Consider the following 19,950-nt stretch of genomic DNA (forward strand, 5'->3'; position numbering starts at 1 on the left):
ATCAAGACCAATGGGAATTAATCGGAGAACACAATGTACTCAAGCAGTAATTTTACCCCACGCTCCTACGTTCCAATACCGCCGGTTAAACAGGTCAGCATCCCCGAAAATATACCTGTCGCACGTTTAGGCGGTGCCGGAAATAATAATTTATCGCCTGTCCCTGACTTCGCCAAGGATGAATACGAACCGTCTTGCGGTCCGACTTTTGATCTGGGAAAAATCAAGGAATGCCTGACTCTCAACATGCCATTCAATGCGGTGGTCTGGAGTTATGGAATTAAAATAGAAACCCTCGATTGCCAATTCCTGCAAATGATAGCCGGCAAATCTTCGGCGCAAGACGTTACGCTGAAGGGTAAATCTTATCTTACCGTCGCCAGGAATTTCGGATTAAAAGGAGAGATGATGATTTTGTGAAGCTGCAAATGATAGCCGTCAACAGTGAAGGTGAACCAAGCATCCGCCAGGGTGAGTCGTGGCAATCCATTGCCGCGAGATTAGAGTTGAAACCGGGGAAAAGGCGTTCGATAAGCTGCAAATGCTGGCTTTTGAAATCAAGGCTGAGCCACGCGTCCGCAAGGGGGAATCGTGGCACTCCGTCGCAAATGAGTTTGCTTTTACCCCTCAAGGCGAAGCCTATGGCAAATTGCAAAAATTAGCATTGGACATCGTGGCTAAGGAACCCATATTCAATAATCAACGCTTCCCCATGGTTGCGGAAAAACGGGGTATCAAGAGGGGCGATCCTGCTTATGTCCATTTGCTCGATATGGCTCGCCATAAAATCATACGGCAGGTTATGAAAGGCAATGATTGTGATCGGATCGATTATTCGAGTCACTGCGCCGCAATGTTATTTGAACTTGATGTAGAAGAGTACGACATACCTCAAGAAGAATTTTTAAAAACGAAGCAGAGGTATATTGATTTGCACCGAAAACATATTGAAGCTTTAATGGTAATGAGAAAGGAAGAATGAATTAAGCGTCGGGTCCACGTAATTTTTATCCTGGCCGGCCACTTCTTTCCCCGTTTCCGACAATAGCGATTTGATATATTTCGAACCGTTATGAAACCCTTAAGTTTGTCATAGCATTAATCCAGCCTATTCAGGATTCCAGCGCCCAGATATTTTTTACCGTGGGTGCGATAAATGTTATCGGTCGAACTTCCCTGTTCGACCGTCTATCCTGGGCCGGTATCAGTGAAGGATTTTCGCCAGGAAATCCCGGGCGCGATCGGTTTGCGGATGCTGGAAGAACGCCTCTTTATGCGTGTCTTCCACTATCCGGCCTTCATCCATGAAAATCACCCGGTTGGCCACTTTGCGCGCGAAGCCCATTTCATGGGTGACCACCATCATGGTCATGCCATCGTGGGCCAGCTCCACCATGACATCCAGCACTTCGTTTATCATCTCCGGATCCAGCGCCGAGGTCGGTTCATCAAACAGCATCGCCACCGGGTCCATGCAGAGCGCGCGGGCAATGGCCACCCGCTGTTGCTGGCCGCCGGACAGCTGGCCGGGATATTTATCGGCCTGTACGGACAGGCCGACGCGCTCCAGCAATTTCAGCCCTTTTTCCCGCGCGGCGTCTTTATTGCGCTTGAGCACTTTTATTTGCGCCAAGGTCAGGTTTTCGATAATGGAGAGATGGGGAAACAGCTCAAAATGCTGGAATACCATGCCCACTTTGGCGCGTAATTGCGCCAGATTGGTATGGCGGTCATTCACCACGATATCATTGACCTGGATTTTTCCCTGCTGGATGGGCTCGAGGCCGTTGACGGTTTTAATCAAGGTGGATTTGCCCGAACCCGAAGGACCGCAAACCACCACGACCTCGCCGGTTTGCACTTCGGTTGAACAGTCGGTCAGAACCTGAAAGTGACCATACCATTTTGAAATATTTTTCAGGGAAATCATCAAACCGTCCTTTTCTTCAGATAATTCACCAGCAGAGAAGCGCTCAGGCTGATGACAAAATAAACCGCCCCGGCAAACAGTATCATTTCCACCTGGGTGCCGTCGCGCTCGCCCACCGACGTCGCGGTGCGAAAAAAGTCCGCCAGGCTTAACACGTAAACCAGCGAGGTATCCTGGAACAGCACGATACCCTGAGTCAGCAGCAGCGGCACCATGGCCCGGAACGCCTGGGGCAGTATCACCAACTGCATCGATTGCCAATGGGTCATGCCCAGCGCCAGCGCGGCGGAGCCCTGTCCGCGGGCGACGCTGATGATGCCGGCGCGGATAATTTCGGAATAATAGGCGGCTTCAAACAGGGAAAACGCCACCATGGCCGAAATCAGCCGGATATCGGTTTTCGGCGACAGTCCCATGACTCTTTGCAGGAAGCTGGGCACCACCAGGTAAAACCACAGCAGCACCATCAGCAAGGGCACGGAACGGAACAGGTTAACGTAAATCTTCGCCAGCCAGCTTATGGGCTTGAACGGCGACAGGCGCATGACCGCCAGGATGGTGCCCCAGACAATGCCGACCACAACCGCGGTAACGGTGATCTTCAGCGTTATCGCCATACCCTGCAGCATATAGGGCAAACTGGGAACAACGGAACTCCAGTCAAATTGATACATCATTTACCTCCTATATGGCCGGGCAAACGCACTTTTTTCTCAAGGAGATACATGGCAAACATAATAACCGCGTTAATGATCAGATAGCCCACCGTAATGGCGGTGAAGGATTCATAGGCATGGGCGGAATAATCCAGCAGTTTGCCGGCCTGCGCCGCCATTTCCACCAGGCCGATGGTGGAGGCCACCGCGGAGTTTTTTACCAGATTCAGCATTTCCGACGTCATGGGCGGCAGGATGACCCGATAGGCGCTGGGCAGCAACACATAGCGGTAGGTCTGGCTCAGGGTCAGTCCCATGGCCAGCCCGGCGGCCCGCTGGCCCGACGGCAGGGACTGGATGCCGGAGCGCACCTGCTCGCAAATGCGGGCGGCGGTAAACAGTCCCAGGCAAACCATTGACGAGACGAAAAATTGTATATTCGGATTGAGCTCTGATTTGAACCACATGCCGATATTCGCCGGCAATAATTCCGGCACCACCAGATACCAGATAAAAAATTGCACGATCAGGGGCACATTGCGGAAAAGCTCCACATAACAGGTGCCCAAGGCGGAAAGGAAACGGTTTGGCACGGTGCGAAGGATGCCGAACAGCGATCCCACCAGCAATGCGATAATCCAGGCGCAAAAAGAGACCGCGACGGTCATTTTAAATCCCGACCATAACCAGCCGAGATACGTGGTGTTGCCAAATGGAGCGGCCTCAAAAAAAATGCCCCAGTCCCAATTTATAGACATAAAAAACTCCGGGAAAAAAGGGTAGCATCGCTACCCTGAAGATTGATGAAGACCACCATGTCCATACCGCGGGGAACGTCCGCGGCATGTCTGTCTGTCCGGGACCTCAAGCAATCGAGAGGACGGGGAGTCGCCCGTCCTTATAGTCGTTATTAGTTTACGGCTTTATCGTTAGGGGTTTTAAAGAGCTGCTTGACGTCATCGGACATCTCGAAATTCATATTCATGTTCTTCGGCGGAATGGGCTGTTTAAACCAGGTATCATACCATTTCGCCGCTTGGCCGGAGGTTTGGATGGAAACAATGGTGTCGTCCATCAGCTTCTTGAACTGCGTGTCGCCTTTACGCAGCATACAGCCATAGGCTTCTTTTGATTGCGGGGTGCCGATGATGTCCCACTGTGACGGGTTTTTGGATTTGGCGCGTTCGCCGGCCAGCAGGGCATCGTCCAGCATAAAGGCCTGCGCCCGTCCGGTTTCCAGCGTACGGAACGAGTCGCCGTGATCTTTGGTGGCGATGATGCGCATATTCATATGCTTTTCGTCGTTCAGTTTATTGATCAGCACTTCGGACGTAGTGCCGGCGGTCACCACGACGGTTTTGCCGGCCAGGTCGGAGAAGTCTTTGATGTCACTTCCTTTTTTGACCGCCAGCCGGGTGCCGATGACAAACAGGGTATTGGAGAAATCCACCTGTTTCTGGCGTTCAAGGTTATTAGTGGTGGAACTGCATTCAAAATCATAGGTGCCGTTTTGCAGCAACGGAATACGGTTTTGCGAACTGATAGGCAGGTACTTCACCTGGAGATTGGGCGCATCGATTTTTTTCTTAATGGCATCCACGATGGCGTCGGAGTAATTCTGGGAGTAGCCCACGACCTTTTGCTGGTTGTCGTAATAAGAAAAGGGTACCGAGGATTCGCGATGACCCACTACCACCACGCCGCTGTCTTTGATTTTTTTCAGTGTGCCGGTCAGGTCTTCAGCGTGGGCCATGCTCCCCGCCATACCTAATATCAATAATGATAAAGCCACTTTGCGCATTTGCATCTTCCAACTCCTTTGCTGTCATTACGGTGCTGGTGGAATAAGCAGCCCGTAATCATGAGTATCACGTTAAGCGCCTAATGCTTAGCGCGTAAAATCAAACGAAGCCTTATAAAAAGGAACTTTATTAAAAATAGTCGATTGTAAATTCTTTGAAATCAAAAAGTTTGAGTTTTGTGAGATTAAGCGCACCAAAATACGGCGTAAGGGGCGGATTCGCACAATAAAAGTGCATAAAATGCACCATGGCGGCGCATTTCGGGCGGAATTCCCACAACAAAAAACAGATTTTAACGACCATCGCATGATTATGGAGCAATATCTATGCCAAGGTCATTAATTACATGCTTATTATGTTTAGTTGGCGTCAAGGGACGATAACGCCACGTGAGCTTTGAAAATGTCCATGGGCTTGGGGATCCGCGCCGGGTCGGGATGCTTTTCCGGGTTCCAGAGGTCGGCAAAACTGACGGCGCGGCCGCAATGGATAAAGGCTTCCTCAACGTCGATGCAAAGGATGCTTTTTGCCGGATGCCCGTTCAGCGGGAAGCGCCGGCACAGCGCCGGATCGACGGAGATGCGTGCCCGGCCGTTGACCCGGAACGTCTCCTGCCAGCCGGGAATGAGGAACAACATGCCCACGTAGGGGTTTTGCAGGAGGTTGTTCAGGCCGTCAAGGCGATTATTGCCGGCGCGGTCGGGCAAAAGCAGCGTCTTGTCATCCTCTACCTGAACGAAACCGGGTTCGCCGCCTTTGGGCGAGCAATCGATGCCATGGGTGCCGAGGGTACCGAGAACCATAAAGGGCGACAGGGCGATCAGGCGGCGGCCATAGTCATCAATATGATTGATTTGCTTGAGGATTACCCCTTTGGCGGGCTGCGCATAGTGCTCGCGAAGCTGAGCGGCATCGGTTATCAGATAACGGGGATCGGGCGTCATGGCATTCTCTTTGCTGAAAATAAAGGGAGGTGTTGCTGTCGAAAAGATAGCAGTAATGAGAATGATTAACAATGGCATGAAAGCGGGCTGGTTCGCCCGCTGTTTGCTCTATCAGAACCGTGGTTGCCGGCGGCGGCCGAATACCAGCGCGGCAAAGCCCAGCAGCAGGGTGGCTATCCACAGCGGCCAATCGCCGAAACGGGCGTAAGGGGTCATGCCGGTGGTGGGAGTTACCCTGGCGTTGAGTACGTCGCGGGTAAACTGAGGCAACTGCGCGTCGATTTTGCCGTCGGCGCCAATCACCGCCGTTATGCCGTTATTGGTGCTGCGCAGCAGCGGACGGCCCAGCTCCAGGGAGCGCATACGCGCCATCTGGAAATGTTGCCACGGCCCGATGGAGTGGCCGAACCAGGCGTCATTGGAGATGGTGAGCAGGAAATCGGTATCGGGGCGGAAGTTATCCCTTACCTGGGAGCCGAGGACGATTTCGTAGCAAATGGCCGCCGTCAGCTTCATGCCGGCCACGCTGAGCTGCGGCTGGATATAATTGCCGCGGCTGAAAGACGACATCGGCAGATTGAAGAGCGGCGCCAGCGGACGCAGCAGCTTTTCAAACGGCACAAATTCGCCAAACGGCACCAGGTGGTGCTTAGAGTAACGATTCGGGCTCGGGTAATGGTAAGGGGTATTTTCCCCCAGCACCACGATGCTGTTGTAATACTGATAGCCCGCCGGCGACGGACGGGAATCGATAATGCCGGTGATAAGGCTGCTGTGCTCGTCCCGCAGCAGCCCATCCAGCGTCAGCAGGAACCGGTTCTGATCCACTTCGTCATCCGGTATCGCCGATTCGGGCCAGATGATGATTTGCGCCTTTCCCAGAACCGGGCGGCTATGGTTCAGATAAATATCCAGCGTCGGCCGTACCTGATCGGCGTCCCATTTCAGGGATTGAGCGATATTCCCCTGAACCATGGCCACGTTAATCGATCGCGCATCGTCGGCGGTGTACCAGCGCAGGGTGCTCAGCGGCCAGGGCAGCAGCAGCAGCGCCAGTCCGCAAACCGCCGCCAATGGGCCGCGCAGCGCCAGGGCGGCCACCAGCAGCCCGCTGACGGCCATCAGCACGAACGTCAGGGACTCGACGCCGAACAGCGGCGCAAGGCCCTTGAGGGGGCCGTCGATTTGCGTATAGCCGAACTGCAGCCAGGGTAGGCCTGTCAGCACCCAGCCGCGCAGGAATTCCGTAATCTGCCAAAGCACCGGCGCGCCCAGCGCCAGCCGCCACAGGGACGTGGCAGGCCAGATGCGCGTCAGCAGGCCGCTGAACAGCATCGGGTAAAGCGCCAGATAGGCCGCCAATATCACCACCAGACCGACATTGACCGGCCCGGGCAGGCCGCCGAACTGGGCGATGCTGACATAAATCCAGTTCATGCCGCTGCCGAACAGGCCGAATCCCCAGATAAATCCCAGCCAGGCGGCCTGGCGGGGCGTGCGGTTTAAACCGACCGCCAACAGGCCGGCCAATGACAAGAGCGCAGCCGGCCAGAAATCATAGGGTGAAAAAGCCAGCGTGCCGCAGGCACCTGTTAACAGCGCCAGCAGCATGCGCAGCCACTGGCGTTCAAATCGCTCGGCGATAACCATGTAAAAATTATTCTTCCATTATGGGTTGCGGTGAATCGTCGGGGATTTTGACATGAACCTGGATGATTCGTCTACTGTCGGCCATGGCGACCTTGAACACGTAGTTGTCAATTTCAATGGTTTCGCCGCGGGCCGGCAAATGGCCGAACGCCTGCATCACCAGACCGCCGATGGTATCCACTTCCTCGTCGCTGAAATGGGTGCCGAACGCGTCGTTGAAATCTTCAATGGGGGTCAGGGCGCGAATGGTAAAGGTATGGCGGTTAAGCTGGCGGATATCCCGATCTTCCTCATCGTCATATTCATCTTCGATCTCGCCGACTATCAGCTCCAGGATATCCTCGATGGTTACCAGGCCTGAGACGCCGCCGAACTCATCGATGACGATGGCCATGTGATAGCGCTGGGATCGAAACTCCTTGAGCATGCGATCGACCCTCTTGCTTTCCGGCACCACCACCGCGGGACGCAATACTTTATCCATGCTGAAAGGCTGGGAATCGCTGAGCATAAAAGGCAGCAGATCCTTGGCCATCAGAATCCCCTCGATATGATCCTTATCCTCGCTGATGACCGGAAAGCGGGAGTGGGCGGATTCGATAATGACATCGAGGCACTCTTCCAGCGACTGGTTGTTTTTCAGGGTGACAATCTGGGATCGGGGAATCATGATATCCCTGACGCGCTGTTCGGCGATGTCCATTACGCCTTCCAGCATATCGCGGGTATCGGGATCTATCAGTTCGTTTTGTTCCGAGTCGCGGATAAGCTCCAGCAAATCATTACGATTTTTGGGTTCACCATGGAACAGTTGATTAAGGATAAGGGTAAAAAAGCCTTTCTTGGGACTGGGGCTGTCATTGCTTTGCGAATGGTCGTCGCTCATGGCGTTTAGTTAATTTCACTCGTAGTGGGTTAGGGGTTAACGTCTTTTTCCGCACGATAAGGGTCCGGATAACCCATGGATTGCAGGATTTCGGCTTCCAGCGCTTCCATTTCCTCAGCTTCCTCGTCGAGGATATGATCATACCCTAGCAGATGAAGGCAGCCGTGAACAACCATATGCGCCCAATGGGCCTCCAAGGGAACATTTTGTTCCAGCGCTTCACGCTCCACCACCTGGCGGCATATCACCAGATCCCCAGCAGCGGCAGTTCAACTTGCGGCGGAGCTTCAAAGGGAACGACAAGACATTGGTGGGCTTATCCATGCCGCGGTAGGTCAGGTTGAGTTCGTGGCTTTCCGCTTCATCCACCAGCCGGACGGTCACTTCGGCCTGCTGGCGAAAACGCGGCAGCACCGCCGTAAGCCAGCGGGTAAAGGCCGTTTCATCGGGCAAACCCGCGACGTCTTCGCAGGCCGGCTGTAAATCAAGAATAACGTCGCTCATCAGGCTTGTCCCTCGTTATCGCCGAACGTCCCATGGCCGTTGTAGTGGTTCTGGGCTTCGCGCTTGCGCAGCTCCGCCAGAGCGTCTTTACGTTTTTGTTCGGCGTTTTCCCATTCCTCATAGGCCACGACGATGCGGGCCACCACCGGATGGCGCACTACGTCTTCGCTATGGAAAAAGTTGAAACTGATTTCCTCGACCCCCGCCAGCACATCGATGGCGTGGCGCAGCCCGGATTTGGCGTTGCGCGGCAGGTCGATTTGCGTGATGTCGCCGGTAATCACCGCCTTGGAATTGAACCCGATCCGCGTCAGGAACATTTTCATTTGTTCAATGGTGGTGTTCTGGCTCTCATCCAGAATGATAAAAGCATCGTTGAGGGTCCGTCCGCGCATATAGGCCAGCGGGGCGACTTCAATAACGTTGCGTTCGATGAGCTTTTCCACCCGTTCGAAACCGAGCATTTCAAACAGCGCGTCATACAGCGGACGCAGGTAAGGGTCTACCTTCTGGGCAAGATCGCCGGGGAGGAACCCCAGTTTTTCTCCCGCTTCCACCGCCGGGCGGGTCAGCATGATACGGCGTACCTCCTGGCGCTCCAGGGCATCCACCGCCGCCGCCACCGCCAGATAGGTTTTGCCGGTACCGGCCGGGCCGACGCCGAAGGTAATATCATGATCGAGAATATGGGCGATATATTGCGCCTGGTTCGGCGTCCGGGGCTTGATGACCCCCCGTTTGGTCTGGATGTTCACCGCTTTGCCATAATCCGGCACGCTTTCGGCGGTTTGTTCAAGAACCCGGCTTTCCTTGATAGCCAGATGGATTTTTTCGGGCTCGATATCGGCGATAAGGCCGCGTACCGGCGCGGTATCCACATAGAGCGTTCGCAGGATGTTGGCCGCCGCGTCGACGCTAAGCGGCGTGCCCACGAGTTTAAAGACGTTGTCACGACGATTGATTTCAATGCCCAACCGGCGTTCAAGATGTTTTATATTGTCATCAAACGGCCCGCAGAGGCTCATCAAGCGGTTGTTATCCGCAGGCTCAAGCACGATTTCTTTAGTGTCAACGTTCAAACTTTTCCTCTTGGCCGTAAAGACCATGTTATAGAGTTTTAGGGGTATCGAGGCCGGCCGGCAACGATAACGCCACGGGATGTATAATTAATAAGAGAAGTAAACACCCGCCGGCGCCACGGGCGCAAGCCTTCAAGATGATATGGGGGCACGAATCGTAAAAAGCAACCGATGGGTGTGCCTGGGGGGAAGGGCGGCGGTAAACCGCCCGCCCCCCGGTGGATCGGGGAGGAATCACGGCTGGTAGATACCCACGCCGATATCGTTCTCTTTGCGGGTGCGGGCAATGACCGACGCCGGGCTTTCACTGACCCGAAGGCCCATTTGCTCCTCGGTGCGCACCACAACGCCGCGCAGCGAGTTCGGGTAAATATCGACGATTTCCACATCCACAAACTTGCCTATCATATCCGGCCGGCCTTCGAAGTTCACCACGCGGTTATTTTCAGTGCGGCCGGAAAGTTCCATCAGGCTCTTGCGGGAGGTGCCTTCCACCAGGATGCGCTGCACCGTGCCCTTCATCCGGCGGCTGTACTGCATAGCCTGCTGGCTGATGCGTTCCTGCAGCAGGTAAAGCCGCTGTTTCTTCTCGTCCCCGCTGACGTCGTCCACCATATCGGCGGCCGGGGTGCCGGGACGGGCGGAGTAGATGAAGCTGTAGCTCATATCGAAATTCACATCGGCGATAAGCTGCATGGTCTGTTCGAAATCGGCCTGGGTTTCACCGGGGAAGCCGATGATGAAATCGGAGCTTATCTGAATGCCGGGACGTGCCTTGCGCAATTTCCGGATAATCGATTTGTATTCCAAGGCGGTATGGGCGCGTTTCATCATGGTCAAAATACGATCCGAACCGCTTTGCACCGGCAGATGCACAAAGCTCACCAGTTCAGGGGTATCCAGATATACTTCGATGATATCGTCAGTGAATTCGATGGGATGGCTGGTGGTGAACCGAACCCTATCGATGCCGTCTATGGCCGCCACCAGGCGCAGCAGCTCGGCGAAGGTGCAAATATCGCCGTCGTAGCTGGCGCCGCGGTAGGCGTTGACGTTCTGGCCCAGCAGGTTGACTTCCCGCACGCCCTGCGCCGCCAGCTGCGCTATTTCGAACAGGATGTCGTCGCAGGGGCGGCTGACTTCCTCGCCGCGGGTATAGGGCACCACGCAGAAACTGCAATATTTGTTGCAGCCTTCCATAATGGAGACAAAGGCAGTGGGGCCGTCGGCGCGCGGTTCCGGCAGGCGGTCGAATTTTTCGATTTCCGGGAAGCTGATGTCCACCACCGGGCTGCGGGTGCCGCGGACGTGATTGATCATTTCCGGCAGCCGGTGCAGGGTCTGCGGCCCGAAAATAATGTCCACATAATGGGCGCGTTCGCGGATATGGGCGCCTTCCTGCGACGCGACGCAGCCGCCGACGCCGATAATCAAATCCGGATTGGCTTTTTTCAGCTCCCGCCAGCGCCCCAGCTGATGGAATACCTTTTCCTGGGCTTTTTCGCGAATGGAGCAGGTATTGAGCAGCAATACATCCGCTTCCTCGGGGTTATCCGTCAACTGGTAGCCATGGGTGCTGTCCAGTAAGTCGGCCATCTTGGATGAATCGTATTCGTTCATCTGACAGCCCCAGGTTTTGATATGCAGTTTTTTCGTCATCGGCTTGCCGTTTACTCAGTGCAGGTAAAAAGCATAAAGGCTTATGCTGGGCGCGTATTGTAATACGTTGGCCTGATTGTGACCAGCCTGCCGAGCATGAGGTTGTCCGGGATAATGAAAAATTGCGTTACACTATGCAAATCCTTATCAGCGATTTAAGTGTAACCGACATGGCAGACAATACATCCTATGATGTGGTGGTGGCGGGAGGCGGCATGGTGGGCGCGGCGGCGGCGCTGGCGCTGGCGCAGGCCGGTTTCAGCGTGCTGGTGCTGGACCACGCTCCTCCCGTGGCGCCGCTGCCCGATGCCCCGCCGGATTTGCGGGTTTCCGCCATCAGTTGCGCCTCGGTTGAACTGTTGCGCCGCCTGGGGGCATGGGAACGTATCGGCGAAGAGTATCGGGTCCCTTATCGCCGCCTGGAAACCTGGGAGTGGGACGCATCCCGGGTGACCTTTGACGCGGCGGCGCTGCGCTTGCCTGAACTGGGATTCATGGTGGAGAATTACCGTGTGCAGCGGGGATTGTGGCAGGCGTTCGAGGCCTGTGATAGCTTGCGGCTGCTGTGTCCCGCCAGCCTGACGGCCATGAGCTATGACGGCGGCAACTGGCGTCTGGCGCTGGATAACGGCGAGACGGTCACCACCCGGCTGCTGATTGGCGCCGACGGCGCGCAATCGCGGGTTCGCCGGCAGGCGGGCATCGGCGTGAGCGGCTGGCAGTATCGTCAATCTTGCCTGTTGATCACCGTGGCCTGTCCCTACGGCCAGCAGGATACCACCTGGCAGGAGTTCTCTCCCGACGGCCCCCGGGCCTTTTTACCGCTCTATAACCAGTGGGCCGCCTTGGTGTGGTATGACAGCGCGGCGCGCATCAAACAGCTGCAGGCATTATCGCTGCCGGCGCTGGAGCGGGAAGTGCTGCGGGTTTTCCCCCGGCGTCTGGGGACGGTCAAAGTGCATGCCGCCGGCGCTTTCCCTCTGGTGCGCAGCCATGCCCGCCGCTATGTCAATCCCGGCCTGGCCCTTATCGGCGATGCGGCCCATACCATCAATCCCCTGGCGGGACAGGGGGTGAATCTGGGATTCAGGGATGTGGAGGCATTGGCGGACGTGGTAGCCGGCGCCCGCGACCATGGCGAGCCCTGGGACGAACTGCGGATTCTCAAGCGCTACCAGCATCGTCGCTACGCCGATAACCTGTTGATGCAAAGCGGGATGGATCTGTTCTATACCGCCTTCAGCAATAACCTGCCGCCAGTGAAATTGGCGCGCAATCTCGGCCTGATGCTGGCCCAGCGGGCAGGGGCGCTGAAAACGCGGGCGCTGAAATACGCCCTCGGATTATAGGGTGTTCTTGTGGCGTCGGGATCGCTCCCCGCCGGATCACATTGCCAGTATGCGGGCTTTTTGGGTGCTGAACTCTTCGTCGCTCAAAATGCCCCGTTCTTTCAACGAAGCCAGTTTTTCCAGCTGGATTATCATCTCCATCGGCGCCGGGTCAAGGGGATACTCCCGCGTTGCCGCCGCTCCGGCGACGGATGTGTTCAGCCGTTCACAGGCGCTGTTCACCAGGTTGGTGAAGGGGATCACTGCGCCTTTCATCACATTCTCGATGGTATAGACTTGGCCGGTGGTGTTCAGGATAATGCTGCCGGTCATCATCCGGGTCCTGCTGCTCACCGATACGATATCCGCCAGACTGACGTTCACCTGTTTAAGGCCGAATACCATGCCCTTATCCAGGAAAATCACCCGCCGGTCGGTCAGGGTGATGAGCCAGGTGTTGCCGCCCATCAGGCCGGCAGCAACGGCCAAGGGAGTTTCGTCATCTTCCAGGATGGCGGGCAGGTGGGAAAATTCTTTGCGGGTGCCAAGGGGCATATCGCCGGCCTGCTTGGATAGGCGTTTGAATTCGATTTTTAATTCTTCAAGCGTTGCGGTTTTATAGTTAATCATCGTTGATTCTCAATCAATAATTTACAATTTCATCTCTATCCATCCTGGATGCGGGGCAGTTTGCACGAGAAGCCGCGTTTAAAACCTTGATCTGGATTTACTTGCGCTGCTTTAGTGGTGGAAATGAACAAACGAGGCCGTCGATGCTGCCTCTCCTTTTTCTCAGAGTATAAAAACCAATCAAGAGTTCATTACGCAACGATGAACGGACCGACGGATCGGTATCTTTGCCCCATTAACGCGTCCTAGGGGAAATAGGCAGAGGATTATGGCGGGGATTATGGTTTAAGGAACAATATATTGACGGCGGCGCGGCCGCGTATTTATGAGGAGAGCAGGGGGACACGCCAGTCGGCCGCCGGGCAGGACCGCCGTTTTCTCTGACGGTATTTGCTTGAGATAAAAAAAACGGAGCGATGTCAACGACATTCGCTCCGTTCTAAACAGCCCGCTGTTACCAGCTTGGCCGTTTGACTGCAAACGCAGTCTTGTATGGCTGGGGTACCAGGATTCGAACCTGGGGTGGCGGAATCAGAATCCGCTGCCTTACCGCTTGGCGATACCCCAAAAATGTGGTGGCTACGACGGGAATCGAACCTGTGACCCCAGCATTATGAGTGCTGTGCTCTAACCAGCTGAGCTACGTAGCCAAATTATACTTAAATATTCGTGGCTTACAATACTTTTTGCCAATTTATTTTGGCTGGGATACCAGGATTCGAACCTGGGGGTGGCGGGATCAAAACCCGCTGCCTTACCGCTTGGCTATATCCCAAAGCAACCGCAACCACAAAAATTCTTGCCTCGCATAACTGAACGAAGCTATTGGCTGGGGTACCAGGATTCGAACCTGGGCGTGGCGGGATCAAAACCCGCTGCCTTACCGCTTGGCTATACCCCATCCGGCGCGTAACCGAAATATGGTGCGGGAGGCGAGACTTGAACTCGCACACCTTGCGGCGCCAGAACCTAAATCTGGTGCGTCTACCAATTTCGCCACTCCCGCAAAGTATGGTGGCTACGACGGGAATCGAACCTGTGACCCCAGCATTATGAGTGCTGTGCTCTAACCAGCTGAGCTACGTAGCCTTCCTTCCGCGTGACCATCATTCGGCGTTGCGGGGCGCATTATGCGTAGTTGCAGAAATTCAGTCAACACCTTTTTTTGGGAATCGGCCTTTGCGCATGCTGTTTGTCCGGCTTATGACCAACCTGATGATAAAAACCGCATAAGGGGGGATTTTAGCACTTTTAGACGCAAAAAAACCGGGCCGTACCGGCCCGAAGATGCTACTAACGGCGCTGCAACAAGTCTGGGCAGGCGGGAAGGCCACGCCTGCTTAACCCCTTCAGCACGGTTTCCCTTTAACACGCTTGCCGCACCCCCGGCGATCGCGGTCTTACCGCGCTGAGGGGCGCTCGATCGGGCAGGAAAACCATGCCCGATTCGACCCCACCAGCACGGTTTCCCTTTATCACGATTGTTGCACGAAAGGCGATCGCGGTCTTACCGCGCTGAGGGGCGCTCGATCGGGCAGGAAAACCATGCCCGATTCGACCCCACCAGCACGGTTTCCCTTTATCACGATTGTTGCACGAAAGGCGATCGCGGGCTTACCGCGCTGAGGGGCGCTCTGTCGGGCAGGAAAACCATGCCCGATTCGACCCCTTCAGCACGGTTTCCCTTTAACACGCTTGTTGCACGAAAGGCGATCGCGGGCCTGACCTATCTGACCTATGCTTCAATAAGCCGATTGATGCACGCCTACGGCGCGTCCCGAGGGATCGTCCATGTTTTTGAAGGACTCGTCCCATTCGATGGCCTTAGCCGACGAGCAAGCCACCGACGGACCGCCGGGAACACACTCGGCGGCGCTGGGTAACGGGAACAGCTCTTCAAAGATTTCGCGGTAGAAATAGGCCTCTTTGGAGGTAGGAGTGTTATAGGGAAAACGGAAATGCGCATTGGCCAATTGCTGATCGGTGATTTGCGCGGCGGCCACTTCCTTGAGGGTATCAATCCAGCTATACCCCACGCCGTCGGAAAATTGCTCCTTCTGGCGCCAGGCAATACTCTGCGGCAGGTAAGACGCAAAGCATTCGCGCAGCACGTGTTTCTCGATTTTGCCGTGGCCGCACATCTTATCCTGCGGATTGATCCGCATGGCCACATCCAGGAAGTTCTTGTCCAGGAAGGGAACGCGGGCTTCCACGCCCCACGCGGACATGGCCTTGTTGGCCCGGGCGCAGTCGTACATATGCAGTGCCTGCAGTTTGCGCACCAGCTCCTCGTGGAACTCTTTGGCGTTCGGCGCCTTATGGAAATAGAGATACCCGCCGAACACCTCGTCGGCGCCTTCCCCTGACAATACCATCTTGATGCCCATGGCCTTGATTTTACGGGACATCAGATACATGGGGGTGGAGGCGCGGATCGTGGTGACATCATAGGTCTCGATGTGATAAATCACATCGCGGATGGCATCCAGTCCTTCCTGCACCGTAAAATGGATTTCATGATGCACGGTGCCCAGATGGGTGGCCACCTCTTTGGCGGCGCGTAAATCCGGGGAGCCTTCCAGGCCGACGGCAAAGGAGTGCAGCTGTGGCCACCAGGCTTCGGTGCGCGCCTGGTCTTCCACGCGGCGGGCGGCATATTTTTTGGTAATGGCGGAAATAATGGAGGAATCCAGGCCGCCGGACAGCAGCACACCGTAAGGCACATCGGACATCAGATGGCTTTTGACCGATTCCTCAAGGGCGTCGCGCAGGGCGGCTTTATCAGTGACGTTGTCTTTGACGCTGTCATAGGAGAACCAATCGCGGCTGTAGTATTCGCGAATTTCGCCATCCTGGCTCCACAGGTAACTTCCCGGGGGGAACTCTTTGATGCTGCGGCAGATAGGCACCAGCGCCTTCATTTCCGAGGCCACGAACAGGGTGCCGTTTTCATCGAAGCCCATATAAAGGGGGATTATGCCCATATGGTCGCGGCCGATGAGGTAAGCGTCTTTTTCGGTATCATAAAGGACAAAGGCGAACATACCGCGCAAATCATCAAGAAATGCCGGTCCCTTTTCCTGATACAGCGCCAGTATCACTTCGCAATCTGAGCCGGTCTGGAATGCGTAGCGGTCCCCCAGTTCCTGACGGAGGGCCTGGTGATTGTAGATCTCGCCGTTTACCGCCAGCACATGGGTGTGGGCGGCATTGTACAGCGGTTGTGCGCCGGTATTGACGTCAACGATGGAGAGACGTTCATGGGCGAGAATCGCTTTGTCGCTGGCGAAGACGCCGGACCAGTCCGGGCCGCGATGGCGCATCAGGCGCGACATTTCCAGCGCTGTTTTGCGCAGTTCCGTGGGATCGGATTTCAGATCCAGGGCACCAAAGATTGAACACATAATTTTTCCTTGCTTCTTTTAGAGTCGTGTAAGCCGTCTCGATAACATCGATTTAGCATCAAAATGCCCCAACTATTCAAGATCTGGCAATGAAAAAAGCCTTGCTGTTGAAGATTAAATAATTTTAATGGCTAAATAATGAGGATTCACTATTAAAAAGGGCCCGGCGGCCCCGGGATTTAACCAATCGTTAATGAATAAAACGGCTCATTCGTCTTTTCCGACATTTAGTTGCCTTCCAGCAAGCGTTGCAGCAGTACGCCGTTGAGCATGGCCCGTTTCACCAGGGCAAAGGCGCCGATGGCCGAGCCGTGGTTCAGCGCGGAAATCACCACCGGCAGATTTTGCCGGAAACCGCTGAGAGTCTGGTTATCAATGCAGCGCTGCACCGCAGGCAGCAGGACTTTATGCGCTTCGGTAATTTCACCGGCCAGCACCACTTTTTGCGGATTGAACAGGTTGATGGCGATGGCGATCACCTTGCCAAGATGATGTCCCACCTGCTCGATGACCTCGCATGCCAAAGGGTCGCCACGGTTGGCGGCTTTGCAAATGGCGTCAATCTGGCAATTGTCTAGAGTGAGCTTGCTCGGGTAGCCCTGGTTGAGCAAATGCCGTACCCGTTGTTCGATGGCGCCGTTGGCGGCAATGGTTTCCAGACAGCCAAAGTTGCCGCAGTGGCACCGCTCTCCAAGCGGGTCTACCTGGATATGACCGATTTCCCCCACGTTGCCGTTACTGCCGAGAAAAATCTGGCCATTCACCAGGATGCCCGCACCGGTGCCGCGGTGCAAACGAACCAAAATGGAGTCATCGCAGTCACGGGATGCACCAAAATAGTGCTCCGCCAGCGCCAAACTGCGGATGTCGTGGCCGACAAAAGCGGTTAAATGGAACCGCTTTTGTAAATTTTCCACCAGAGGCCACTGATTGACGGTGATATGCGGCATATAGCGCACCACGCCGGAATAGGGATCCACCAGGCCCGGCAGAATCACCGAAATGGCAATGAGCTCACGGATCTTGCGCTGGCTTTGTTCCAGAAAACGGCCGATGGCGGTAAACAGCGCCTCTTCCAGCGCCTGCTGGGTCCGCTCAGGCAGCGGCACATACTCTTCGCACAGGGATTTGCCGGTGAGATCATACAGGGTGATGGTCGTGTCGTGACGGCCCAGGCGAATGCCGATGGCCTGAAAGGCGCGGGTTTCGGCAACGATGGAGATTGCCCGGCGGCCGCCGGTGGAGGCCTGTTGATCCACTTCGCGGATCAGGCCGCGTTCCAGCAGCTGGCGGGTAATCTTGGTGATGCTGGCCGGCGCCAGCTGACTCTGTTCCGCTATCTGAATGCGCGATATCGGACCTGATTGGTCTATCAGGCGGTAGACCGCCGCGCCATTAAGTTGTTTTACAAGATCAACATTACCTATCGGGGCCTGTCCGCCTGGGGTCATCAGTGCTCTACTCGCTCATCGTTAAACTTCATCGCCATTCACGATGGTTTTGATTATCCGGTAATCGCGGGTAAAGGCGGTAAGGTTAGCCGCTTTACCCACCTGCAGCGTACCCAGACGATCGCTTATACCCAGAGCCTGCGCGGGGTATAAGGTTGCCATACGCAACGCTTCATCCAACGGAATACCGACATACTCGACGCTATTGCGTACCGCGTCAATCATCGTGAGAGCCGAACCGCTCAGTGTGCCGTTTTCATCCAGGCACAGGCCGTCGCGGTAGTAGATTGTTTTACCGGCGAAAATAAACCGGTCAATCTTGCCGTCGGCTCCGGCCGGCGCGGTGGCATCGGTAATCAGCACCAGCTTTTCACCCTTGATGCGTTTAGCGTTGCGCACGTTGGCGTAATTGACGTGCAGACCGTCGACGATGATGCCGCAGTAAATTTCCGGCGCATCGAAGATGGCCCCGATAAGGCCCGGTTCACGGCCCACCAGTTGGGGCATGGCATTAAACAGGTGGGTGGCGGAGCCGACGCCGGCGGCAAAACCCGCTTTCGCCTGTTCATAGGTGGCGTTTGAATGTCCGGCGGAGACCACGATGCCCGCCTGCCGCAGGCGGCGGATAACGCCGGCATCCACCTGTTCCGGCGCCAGGGTGATCTGGGCGATAACGTCGGCATTGGCGCACAGATAGTCAATCATCGCCGCGTCGGGGGTCCGCATCAGCGCCGGATCGTGTGTGCCTTTTTTGATGGGATTCAAATAAGGCCCTTCCAGGTGCAGACCCAGCGCCTGGTTTTTATGTTGGGCTAAAAAAGCGCGCATCACGTCAATGGCGCGATGCATGAATTCATCAGTGCTGGTGATAAGCGTCGGCAGGAAGCTGGTACAGCCCGATTTCTCATTGGCACGCTGCATAATTTCCAGCGTACCAACCGATAAAGCGTCGAGGGAGTCGTTGAATTGCACTCCGCCGCAGCCATTAAGCTGCAGATCGATAAAACCCGGCGCCAGGATGGCTCCGGACAAATCACGGCGTTCTATATCGGCCGGCAACGAGGCCGTCGGACAAACTGCGCTGATCAAGGCGTCGTCTATGATTAGCGCATAGTCGTCAAGTACTTGATAGCCGGTAAAAATACGGCCATTGATTAATGCGTACATCGTTCGCTCCCGGTTGACAGTCAAACAGCTTTAAGACTATCCGCTTCCAGTTCACGGAAATATTTCACTGTTTTGACCTTAAGTTCCAAAGTAGAAGGTTCATCGCAAACCATCACCGCTTTAGCATGAAGTTGTAGGCAACTGATAGTCCACATATGATTGACATTACCTTCCACCGCGGCTTGCAAAGCCAGGGCTTTTTGGTGGCCAATCACCAGAATCATCACTTCTTCCGCGTCCAGCAGGGTGCCGACGCCCACGGTCAGGGCGAAACGGGGAACCTTTTCCACATCATCATCGAAGAAGCGGGAATTTACCCGGCGGGTTTCCTGTGTCAGGGTTTTGATGCGGGTGCGGGACGCCAGCGACGAGGCCGGTTCATTAAAGGCGATATGACCATCGTTGCCGACGCCGCCCATAAACAGATGGATCTTGCCGTAGGATTTGATTTTCTCTTCGTAGCGTCGGCACTCTTCGTCGATGTCAGGCGCATTGCCGTTAAGAAGGTTGATATTTTCGCGCGGGATATCGATATGATCGAAGAAATTCTTATGCATGAAAGTATGATAGCTCTCAGGATGCGACGCGGGCAGGCCGACGTATTCATCCATATTGAAAGTGACCACATTTTTAAAGCTGACCTGGCCCGCTTTATGCATTTCAATAAGATATTTGTACGCTTCAAGGGGGGTGCTGCCGGTGGGCAGTCCCAGGATAAAGGGTCGTTCCGCGGTGGGTTTAAACGCATTGATGCGGCTGACGATATAGGCGGCGGCCCATTTGCCGACTTCAGCGGCGGTTTGTAACGGAATGAGTCTCATCATTGACCTCTTGCAGATTAGGGCATATCTCCGGCCTGG

Annotated in this window: 17 protein-coding genes, 6 tRNA genes and 1 pseudogene; 3 read left to right on the forward strand and 21 right to left on the reverse strand. The window is 55.2% G+C overall.

The features are described from left to right. The first annotated feature begins 33 nt into the window (after nucleotides 1-33). Entirely contained in the window at nucleotides 34-420 is a 387-nt protein-coding gene (locus GTU79_RS07380) for a hypothetical protein (RefSeq protein WP_214513810.1), read from the forward strand. A gap of 58 nt (nucleotides 421-478) precedes the next feature. Then, nucleotides 479-982, forward strand: coding sequence for a hypothetical protein (locus GTU79_RS07385; protein ID WP_214513811.1), 504 nt, complete (start codon nucleotides 479-481; stop codon nucleotides 980-982). A 222-nt stretch (nucleotides 983-1,204) separates the two neighbouring features. Here the strand turns inward: GTU79_RS07385 and GTU79_RS07390 are convergent, their stop codons facing one another. The 10 genes and pseudogenes from GTU79_RS07390 to miaB all read right to left on the reverse strand — a co-directional run bounded on the left by GTU79_RS07390 (nucleotide 1,205) and on the right by miaB (nucleotide 11,110). Further along, the gene (locus GTU79_RS07390; protein ID WP_203522328.1) at nucleotides 1,205-1,930 is read right to left on the reverse strand and encodes an amino acid ABC transporter ATP-binding protein; all 726 of its coding nucleotides are present in this window, start codon (nucleotides 1,928-1,930) and stop codon (nucleotides 1,205-1,207) included. After that, nucleotides 1,930-2,604: a glutamate/aspartate ABC transporter permease GltK gene (gltK, locus tag GTU79_RS07395; protein WP_132927841.1), complete on the reverse strand. Its 675-nt coding sequence runs from the start codon at nucleotides 2,602-2,604 to the stop codon at nucleotides 1,930-1,932. The genes GTU79_RS07390 and gltK overlap by 1 nt, the downstream gene beginning before the upstream one ends. Then, the gene (locus GTU79_RS07400; protein ID WP_203522327.1) at nucleotides 2,604-3,344 is read right to left on the reverse strand and encodes an amino acid ABC transporter permease; all 741 of its coding nucleotides are present in this window, start codon (nucleotides 3,342-3,344) and stop codon (nucleotides 2,604-2,606) included. Before GTU79_RS07400 ends, gltK begins: the two co-directional genes overlap by 1 nt. Nucleotides 3,345-3,496: 152 nt before the next feature. Beyond that, a complete protein-coding gene (locus GTU79_RS07405; protein ID WP_203522326.1) occupies nucleotides 3,497-4,393 on the reverse strand; it encodes a glutamate/aspartate ABC transporter substrate-binding protein in 897 nt (298 codons plus the stop codon). Nucleotides 4,394-4,747: 354 nt separating this feature from the next. Next, on the reverse strand, nucleotides 4,748-5,332 hold the full coding sequence (locus GTU79_RS07410) for an MSMEG_1061 family FMN-dependent PPOX-type flavoprotein (RefSeq protein ID WP_203522325.1): 585 nt from the start codon (nucleotides 5,330-5,332) through the stop codon (nucleotides 4,748-4,750). Nucleotides 5,333-5,443: 111 nt separating this feature from the next. After that, nucleotides 5,444-6,982, reverse strand: a complete 1,539-nt coding sequence (lnt, locus tag GTU79_RS07415; protein WP_203522324.1) for an apolipoprotein N-acyltransferase — start codon at nucleotides 6,980-6,982, stop codon at nucleotides 5,444-5,446. A gap of 7 nt (nucleotides 6,983-6,989) precedes the next feature. Beyond that, nucleotides 6,990-7,868, reverse strand: coding sequence for a CNNM family magnesium/cobalt transport protein CorC (gene corC, locus GTU79_RS07420; RefSeq protein WP_132922826.1), 879 nt, complete (start codon nucleotides 7,866-7,868; stop codon nucleotides 6,990-6,992). A gap of 29 nt (nucleotides 7,869-7,897) precedes the next feature. Beyond that, a pseudogene (gene ybeY, locus GTU79_RS07425) lies at nucleotides 7,898-8,372 on the reverse strand (rRNA maturation RNase YbeY). Continuing rightward, nucleotides 8,372-9,451, reverse strand: coding sequence for a PhoH family protein (locus GTU79_RS07430; RefSeq protein WP_203522323.1), 1,080 nt, complete (start codon nucleotides 9,449-9,451; stop codon nucleotides 8,372-8,374). The pseudogene ybeY and the gene GTU79_RS07430 overlap by 1 nt, the downstream one beginning before the upstream one ends. A 234-nt stretch (nucleotides 9,452-9,685) precedes the next feature. Next, entirely contained in the window at nucleotides 9,686-11,110 is a 1,425-nt protein-coding gene (gene miaB / locus GTU79_RS07435) for a tRNA (N6-isopentenyl adenosine(37)-C2)-methylthiotransferase MiaB (protein ID WP_203522322.1), read from the reverse strand. 170 nt (nucleotides 11,111-11,280) lie between these two features. Here miaB and ubiF point away from each other — a divergent pair, with 170 nt between their 5' ends. Beyond that, complete coding sequence (ubiF, locus tag GTU79_RS07440) at nucleotides 11,281-12,459, forward strand: 3-demethoxyubiquinol 3-hydroxylase (protein WP_203522321.1); 1,179 nt, start codon at nucleotides 11,281-11,283, stop codon at nucleotides 12,457-12,459. Nucleotides 12,460-12,495: 36 nt separating this feature from the next. On the opposite strand, the gene GTU79_RS07445 is transcribed toward ubiF, so the two are convergent. The 11 genes from GTU79_RS07445 to nagB all read right to left on the reverse strand — a co-directional run bounded on the left by GTU79_RS07445 (nucleotide 12,496) and on the right by nagB (nucleotide 19,911). Next, the gene (locus GTU79_RS07445) at nucleotides 12,496-13,068 is read right to left on the reverse strand and encodes a PH domain-containing protein (protein ID WP_214513812.1); all 573 of its coding nucleotides are present in this window, start codon (nucleotides 13,066-13,068) and stop codon (nucleotides 12,496-12,498) included. Nucleotides 13,069-13,561: 493 nt separating this feature from the next. Beyond that, nucleotides 13,562-13,635, reverse strand: a tRNA-Gln gene (locus GTU79_RS07450). A 6-nt stretch (nucleotides 13,636-13,641) separates the two neighbouring features. Then, nucleotides 13,642-13,718 (reverse strand) — tRNA-Met (locus GTU79_RS07455). A 50-nt stretch (nucleotides 13,719-13,768) separates the two neighbouring features. Then, nucleotides 13,769-13,843, reverse strand: a tRNA-Gln gene (locus GTU79_RS07460). Nucleotides 13,844-13,894: 51 nt separating this feature from the next. Then, nucleotides 13,895-13,969, reverse strand: a tRNA-Gln gene (locus tag GTU79_RS07465). 20 nt (nucleotides 13,970-13,989) lie between these two features. Beyond that, nucleotides 13,990-14,074 (reverse strand) — tRNA-Leu (locus tag GTU79_RS07470). Between the two features lie 6 nt (nucleotides 14,075-14,080). Continuing rightward, nucleotides 14,081-14,157 (reverse strand) — tRNA-Met (locus GTU79_RS07475). 653 nt (nucleotides 14,158-14,810) lie between these two features. Continuing rightward, nucleotides 14,811-16,472 (reverse strand): asparagine synthase B, encoded by a 1,662-nt coding sequence (gene asnB / locus GTU79_RS07480; protein WP_203522319.1) that lies wholly within the window; start codon nucleotides 16,470-16,472, stop codon nucleotides 14,811-14,813. Nucleotides 16,473-16,699: 227 nt separating this feature from the next. Further along, a complete protein-coding gene (gene nagC / locus GTU79_RS07485) occupies nucleotides 16,700-17,923 on the reverse strand; it encodes a DNA-binding transcriptional regulator NagC (protein ID WP_132922819.1) in 1,224 nt (407 codons plus the stop codon). 21 nt (nucleotides 17,924-17,944) lie between these two features. After that, nucleotides 17,945-19,090 (reverse strand): N-acetylglucosamine-6-phosphate deacetylase, encoded by a 1,146-nt coding sequence (nagA, locus tag GTU79_RS07490; protein WP_203522318.1) that lies wholly within the window; start codon nucleotides 19,088-19,090, stop codon nucleotides 17,945-17,947. Between the two features lie 20 nt (nucleotides 19,091-19,110). After that, the gene (nagB, locus tag GTU79_RS07495) at nucleotides 19,111-19,911 is read right to left on the reverse strand and encodes a glucosamine-6-phosphate deaminase (RefSeq protein WP_132927840.1); all 801 of its coding nucleotides are present in this window, start codon (nucleotides 19,909-19,911) and stop codon (nucleotides 19,111-19,113) included. Nucleotides 19,912-19,950: the final 39 nt, after the last annotated feature.

The sequence above is a fragment of the Sodalis ligni genome (genome assembly GCF_016865525.2).
Taxonomy (GTDB): Bacteria; Pseudomonadota; Gammaproteobacteria; order Enterobacterales; family Enterobacteriaceae; genus Acerihabitans; species Acerihabitans ligni.